Source organism: Enterococcus sp. JM9B (genome assembly GCF_009933265.1).
Classification (GTDB): Bacteria; Bacillota; Bacilli; order Lactobacillales; family Enterococcaceae; genus Enterococcus_C; species Enterococcus_C songbeiensis.
In genome coordinates this window covers 110,308-116,904 of record NZ_MAEK01000026.1, presented here as the reverse complement: position 1 = coordinate 116,904, position 6,597 = coordinate 110,308, and the positions used below count along the sequence as shown (strand labels likewise).

The 6,597-nt window shown below is 40.5% G+C and carries 6 protein-coding genes; 3 read left to right on the top strand and 3 right to left on the bottom strand.

Going from position 1 to position 6,597, the window contains the following annotated elements; genetic code table 11:
- Nucleotides 1-54: 54 nt before the first annotated feature.
- Nucleotides 55-348, bottom strand: coding sequence for a rhodanese-like domain-containing protein (locus tag BAU16_RS07455; protein ID WP_161526833.1), 294 nt, complete (start codon nucleotides 346-348; stop codon nucleotides 55-57).
- 186 nt (nucleotides 349-534) lie between these two features.
- Nucleotides 535-2,448 (bottom strand): fructose-1,6-bisphosphatase, encoded by a 1,914-nt coding sequence (locus BAU16_RS07450; protein ID WP_161526832.1) that lies wholly within the window; start codon nucleotides 2,446-2,448, stop codon nucleotides 535-537.
- Nucleotides 2,449-2,760: 312 nt separating this feature from the next.
- Between BAU16_RS07450 and BAU16_RS07445 the strand changes: the two genes are divergently transcribed.
- Nucleotides 2,761-3,558, top strand: coding sequence for a CppA N-terminal domain-containing protein (locus BAU16_RS07445; RefSeq protein WP_161526831.1), 798 nt, complete (start codon nucleotides 2,761-2,763; stop codon nucleotides 3,556-3,558).
- Nucleotides 3,559-3,621: 63 nt separating this feature from the next.
- On the opposite strand, the gene BAU16_RS07440 is transcribed toward BAU16_RS07445, so the two are convergent.
- A complete protein-coding gene (locus BAU16_RS07440) occupies nucleotides 3,622-4,215 on the bottom strand; it encodes a LysM peptidoglycan-binding domain-containing protein (protein ID WP_161526830.1) in 594 nt (197 codons plus the stop codon).
- 254 nt (nucleotides 4,216-4,469) lie between these two features.
- Between BAU16_RS07440 and BAU16_RS07435 the strand changes: the two genes are divergently transcribed.
- Entirely contained in the window at nucleotides 4,470-5,483 is a 1,014-nt protein-coding gene (locus tag BAU16_RS07435) for a serine hydrolase domain-containing protein (protein WP_161526829.1), read from the top strand.
- Between the two features lie 138 nt (nucleotides 5,484-5,621).
- Entirely contained in the window at nucleotides 5,622-6,569 is a 948-nt protein-coding gene (manA, locus tag BAU16_RS07430) for a mannose-6-phosphate isomerase, class I (RefSeq protein ID WP_048603890.1), read from the top strand.
- Nucleotides 6,570-6,597 lie beyond the last annotated feature (28 nt).

Genomic DNA, 6,597 nt, shown 5'->3' with positions numbered 1-6,597 from the left:
TTGCTATTGGTCGGATTTTTTTTGCCTTATTTTTTGTCGCCTTGATTCATTTAATTAAGCAGCGAGCTGCCCTAATGCTCGCATTCCGCCAATCACATGGACAGCAGTAAACCCTTTGCTGGTTAGGTAATTCGCAATGATTTCGGAACGACGACCAGAATAACTGATGATGTAATAGGTTTTTGTCATATCTAAGGTATTCAAGCTACCAGGGATGCTGGTGGCAGGAATCGATTGAGCGGTTGCTAAGTGGCGAAGGTTAAAATCTTGAGTATCACGAATATCGAGGATCGCGAGATCTTTTTCTGCACGCAAGGAATTGAAATCTTGCATCGAAATAGAGGTCATTTTTTTACCAACTTTCATTTTGTAAGATGGTAGAATTTTAGGACATTTCCATAGAATTTTCAACCTTTCTGATTAATTGTAAGAAAATAATGAGCAAGATTTTCAGAAAGTAGTTGCAGGCAGAGATTCATTGGTTTTTTTGTCAGAGAAAATAAGAGCAAAAATGAGAAAAAACGCTATAAAAAATCAAAGCATGTCGAATTGACGATAAAGTTTCTCCAAATCAGCGATCTCTTGCGTGATTTTTTTACCAATTGTCGTGTCTTTGACGGTGGTCCGTTTTTTTGCCACAGCAACTAAACGAAGGACGGATAAAATGTCGGTTCCGTTGGTCACAGCATCCGCCACGGAAGTAAAAGGCTGGTGGGCAGCTAGTTGCATACCGTAGCTGTTAGCTAACAAGGTGTAACCGGCGATGCCGGTTTTTTTCTGGTAACCTTTTGCATAGCCACCATCAATTACGATTAATTTGCCGTTAGCTTTGATTGGATTTTCCCCATTTTTTTCTTGAACGGGGGTATGTCCGTTGATGATATGTCCACTTTCCGGCAAACCAAACAGTGTGAGAATTTCACGGCATGTCTGTTCTTCCTTTCGCAGACGATAGTAGGCGTTCTTTTTCTCATAGTGGGTATGGGAATCTTTTAAATAATAGCGCTCAAAGGTCGTCATGGCTTCTTTTCCGAACAAAGAAGAGCATTCTCCCATCCAGAGATACCACAATAGATCGGTGGCTAGATCGGTTTGTTTTTCTGGTTCGTGATAGCTTTTGCGAATTTGCTGTTCATAATAATCCAGCAGGTCTTTACCGGCATAATTGATTCCTTCTATCCGCAGTGATTTTAAATCGCCGTTTTCATGAAGAGGAATACACCCGTGAAACAATAAATTATTATTGAAGCAAAGATACATACCACCTTTTTCCATTAAGAAATCGGTATGTCGAGTTAATTTTTCAGACTGCTGAAATGAAGCAAGCAGTCGTTGAATCAACTGATTTTCTTCCTCTGTCAAAGCAGTAGGATCAGTAGGATCAATCGTTGGGGCGTAAAAATCAGTCAAGGGGTAGCTGCCGCTGTCTAAATGAATCCGTTGTGTCGGAAAATGAATCCGCTCCAAGACATTTCGCTGCTGCAATAAGAAGCAAGGTCGCCGCTGGATTAGTTGTCCTTCTAATTTGAATTGCAAAATTGCTGCTGCTTGCTGCACCTGATTAAGAAGTTTTCTTTCCTCTTTGTGATGGCAGGGAACGTCATCGAATTTAGGATCAAAAGCCGGAGAAACGGTGTAACGTTTGCTATAGTGCAGTAAAGGGCGCAAATTGATGCCGTAACTGTCTTCTAATAAGGCGAGATTATTGTAACGGGCGCAGATGCGAATCACGTTCATCATTGCAACAGGAGAGCCGGCAACCGCCGCAAGCCAAATCAAATCGTGGTTGCCCCATTGGATGTCGACGGAGGGAAGTTGCATCAATCGCTCGATGATTGCATCAGGTTTAGGTCCTCGATCAAAAATATCTCCGACCACATGCAAATGATCCACCACCAAACGTTGAATTGTATACGAAAGAGCCACGATCAACGCCTCGGCTTGTTCAAGAGCAATTAATTTTGTAATGATTCCTTCGAAATAATCGATTTTATCTTTTTGCGCTTCGACTTCGCTTAATAATTCTTCTAAAATGTAAGCAAATTGAGGTGGCAATGTTTTGCGGACTTTTGAACGGGTATATTTTCGTCCGGCATAATTGGTTACCCGCAGCAAAGCCAGTAATTGTTGGCGAAACCAGACGGGGCGTTTTTCAGGAGACAGCTGTAACTGTTTCATTTTTTCTTCCGGGTAATAGATCAGTGTACATAAGTCCAGCAATTGTTTCTCGGAAAACGTGGGGAAACATTCTCGAACTTTTTCTTTCACACTTCCTGAACCATTGCGTAAAACATGATCGAATGCTGCAAATTCACCGTGGATATCACTGACAAAGTGTTCGGTGCCTTTTGGCAGGCGATGAATCGCTTCTAAATTGATCAATTCCGTCAAAACGGCTTCTTTCGTTGCAAATTTTTCTTTCAATAGGTGCAAGTATTTTTCTTCCACGATTTTCGCTCCTTTTTACATGGTCACTTTCCAATATAGCAAAAAATAAATTAAAAGTATAGGTGTAAATAATGATATTTCACGCTGCTTATTCGTGTTATAGGATAAATGGTCTACATGGTGTTTTCTGAGAAAAAATAAGTAGCGAAGAGGAAATCGCTGTAGAAATCAAAAAATAGATTACAAAGCGACCTCTTTTTTTGCAGGAAAAAACGAATAATTTGCGGTAATCTGCTTTTTTTCAAGGGATATCAGTTGCGCCATTTCTGGTTTGTCAGTAAAATGTTGATGGGACAGAAGGGAGCAATAGGCATGGTAGAATTTACTGTAGGTAGACAGTCACGTATCAAGACGATTGCAATTCGTGTAAAAAACCGTGATAAAATGATTGAGTTTTATCGTGATATGATTGGCTTTTCTTTGAAACGAGAAGAAAACGAACTAGCGATTTTTGGGACGATTGATCAACCAAATGAATTGTTGTGGTTGGAGGAAAGCCCACGAGCAGAAGACTTTTTAGGAGAAATCAAAAAATTACAGCGCCTGCGTTTAGTCGTATCGGATACCGAAGCAGCGGAAATTTTGAAACGCTTGAATGATCGGGAGTACGCGCTTGAATATGCAACCTATGAACAAGCTTGGGGAATTTTGGTGGCAGATCCGGAAGGCAACCCGCTGGAAATTTATTATGAAGCAACTGAAGCAGCACCGGAAGAATTAGCAACGCAAGCGACAGGCACCTTTGCCGGTTTGACAGAGCCCGCTCATTTTGGAAAAGTTCATCTTCATGCCAGCAATTTAAACGAAGAAGTCCTCTTTTTTGACGAATATTTGAAGTTAGCTGATTTTGCCGCGGCAGATGGAACGTCAGAAGCGAGCTTCGAGGTGGAATTAACAGAAGCCCATGGTGGAACGATTGATCTGGAAACCCACAAAGTATTAGGGTTGGATTTTTTCAAGGTGAGCGTAACAAATCAAGAATTAGAAGCGTTGGAAAATCGCTTGGAAGCGAAGAAACAATCGTTTTATTACGATAAGAAAAAAGGTATCTTAACTATTTATGATGCTATTGGTCTTGAATGGTGGTTTGTGGCAGATGCCGCAAACTAAACAGGAAATAGAAAAAAACAGGTTGACTCGTGAGAGCCAACCTGTTTTTTTTATTTAGTCGGCTTAATACCAGCCGTTTGCTAACCAGAAGGATTGAGCAGCTTCCCAAGAGCCATAACGTTCAGCTACATAGTTGTCTGCGACTTTTTCTTGGTTTGCAGCAGAGTAGTCACCATTTAAGTAAGAAGAGTCTAATTGGTAACGACCGTAGTATCTGCCATTTTGTGCAGTATAAGAACCACTAGATTCTTTTTGCGCGATCCATTCTTTTGCAGAAGAAGTTGTTGCGGTCGATGTCGTCTCTGTTGTGTCTGCTTGTTCGGTACTTTGTGTTGCTTCCGCTTGGTAAGCAGGTTCAGTTGCTTCTTGTGCTGTTTCAGTTGTTTCAGCAACTTCTGCAGGTGCAGTTGTAACTGTTCCCTCAGTATCGATTGTTAATTGTTGACCAACATAAATCAAATTGCGATCAGCGATTTCGTTGTCAGCAACTAGAGTGTCGATTAAGCTGTCATCTCCAACGAATGCTTGAGAGATAGAAAAAAGCGTATCACCACTTTGCACGGTATATACTTCAGCCGCATCTGCATTTGAACCAAAAGAAAAGCCTAGACCTGCAGCAAGCAAGCCGCCAAAAAGTACTGTTTTTCCTAATTTCATAAAAAATTCCTCCATCTGTGCTTAGGCCGAGTTCACTAAGCGGATTGTGTGTTTCTCAGGTACAAGAGCTACTTTAACACGCATTTATATTTCATTGGTAAAAACAAGATGACGTTTCATCACAAATGGATAAAGATTGTTACATAAAAGGAAGTTTTTTTACAACGTGTAATAAAGAACAAACAACGTCATGGAAAAAACGAAACAAGGAAAAAAGCGTTATAATGAAAGAAAACCAATTTCGGAGGTACACTATGTATCCAGCAACACAAAAAATCATCCAGAAAAAAATGCAACAAGGTGTTTATCCCGGGGTCATCTATGAATTGATTCATGGGAAAAATAAAGAGATGGGAATTTACGGCGCTGCCGCCATCCTTCCGGAGTTTCAGGGAATGGAAGAATCTCTGCTGTTTGATGTTGCCTCTTTGACTAAAGTTGTATGTACAACCACGGTGGTTCTCAAATTATGGGAACAAGGTGAACTCATGATTGATCAATCACTGCATACCTATTTGCCAGAATTTTTGAATCGGGAAATTACGTTGCGTCATTTATTGACCCATACGGCGGATATCCAGACCTGGATTCCAAATCGGGATCAGCTGAATAAAGAGGCGCTGCGACAAGCGTATCTAAAAATGGAAAATGGCGAAAATATTGGGAAAGTCGTTAATTATACGGATGCCGGTACGATTTTGCTAGGATTCATGTTGGAAAAATTGTTTCAAAAACCGGTGATAGAAATCTTTCAAGAAGAAGTTTTAACACCGCTTAAAATGACTGCAAGTTGCTTTTTGCCTTCAGATAAGAAAAAAATCATTCCCACCCAGCAGCAAGCAGACGGCACTGTTTTGCGGGGAATCACCCATGATCCGAAAGCGCGAATATTAGCAGAACATGCCGGAAATGCCGGATTATTTACGAATTTGGCGGATTTGGAAAAATTTGTGCAGATGTATCTTGATTGGGGAATGATAGCGGGACAGTCTTTTTTGCGAAAAAAAACAATTATTCAGCTGCTAAAAGATCAAACTCCTGATGGAAAAGGCGGACGCTCATTCGGTTGGGATCTAAAAATAGCATCCAAACAATCTGCTTTGTTTCATACCGGTTATACCGGCACTTTTTTGTTAATTGATCCTCAAAGGCAGGAGGCGTGTATCTTTTTGAGCAATCGCATTCACCCCAATGATGATCGGGCGGGCTATATCAAACACCGAGACGAAATTCTGGCGGTCTATCAAAAAGAACGTTTCCTTGAATGAAAAAATGATATAATGGCTAAGGAAAGTGCGGTCATTCTGTCTAATTTTGTAAATCAAAGCAAGAGAAAGATGACCGTAATGAAAAATCGTATGAAATCTAAAAATTTTATACCAAAAAAATGAATGAGGAGAGTTAAGATGGAACCACTATTTATGAAACCTGTCTTCCAAGAAAAAATTTGGGGCGGCAGCCGTCTGCGTTCTGTTTTCGGTTTTGACATTCCTAACGATAAAATTGGCGAAGATTGGGCAATCAGTGCCCATCCCCATGGAGTCAGCGTAATTGAAAACGGTAAATTTAAAGGAAAAAAATTGGATGAATTGTGGCAAACCAATAAAGAGTTATTTGGCAATCCTAGTGAACCAGTTTTCCCATTACTGATTAAAATTTTAGATGCAGAAGATGACTTATCAGTACAAGTCCATCCTGATGATGCCTACGGAAAAATCCACGAAGGCGAATTAGGAAAAACGGAATGCTGGTACATTATCGATGCGGAGCCCGGCGCAGAAATTGTGTATGGTCACCATGCCAAAACACGGGAAGAATTAGCAGAAATGATTCATGATGGACGTTGGGATGATTTATTAAAACGGGTCCCTGTGAAAAAAGGGGATTTCTATTATGTACCGAGTGGAACGATCCATGCAATTGGGAAAGGCATTATGATTTTAGAAACTCAACAAAGTTCAGATACGACTTATCGGGTATATGACTACGATCGCAAAGACGATCAGGGCAATACGCGGGAACTGCATATTCAACAATCTATTGATGTGACAACAGTTCCAGCACGCAAGCCTGAATTATCAATCACCGAAGTCAAACAAGGAAAATCGTCGGTAGTCACTTATCTGAAAACAGATTTCTTCAACGTATATGAATGGCAAGTAGTTGGTCAACTTAAATTAGAGGCACAAGCCCCTTATACGTTGATGACAGTTATTGACGGCTATGGACATTTGATTATTGATGGAAAATCGTATGAATTGAAAAAAGGCACTAGTTGTCTTTTACCAACAGGAATCGATCAATGGCAACTAGAGGGCGAACTAACGATCATCGCTTCTGAACCAGGGAAATAAACAAAATGCTCAGAGCCCGAAATAAACG

Bases quoted from the DNA above. Each gene is read 5' to 3' on its own strand.
- BAU16_RS07455 (WP_161526833.1), bottom strand. From the start codon at position 348: ATGACCTCTATTTCGATGCAAGATTTCAATTCCTTGCGTGCAGAAAAA.
- BAU16_RS07445 (WP_161526831.1), top strand. From the start codon at position 2,761: ATGGTAGAATTTACTGTAGGTAGACAGTCACGTATCAAGACGATTGCA.
- BAU16_RS07440 (WP_161526830.1), bottom strand. From the start codon at position 4,215: ATGAAATTAGGAAAAACAGTACTTTTTGGCGGCTTGCTTGCTGCAGGT.
- BAU16_RS07435 (WP_161526829.1), top strand. From the start codon at position 4,470: ATGTATCCAGCAACACAAAAAATCATCCAGAAAAAAATGCAACAAGGT.
- manA (WP_048603890.1), top strand. From the start codon at position 5,622: ATGGAACCACTATTTATGAAACCTGTCTTCCAAGAAAAAATTTGGGGC.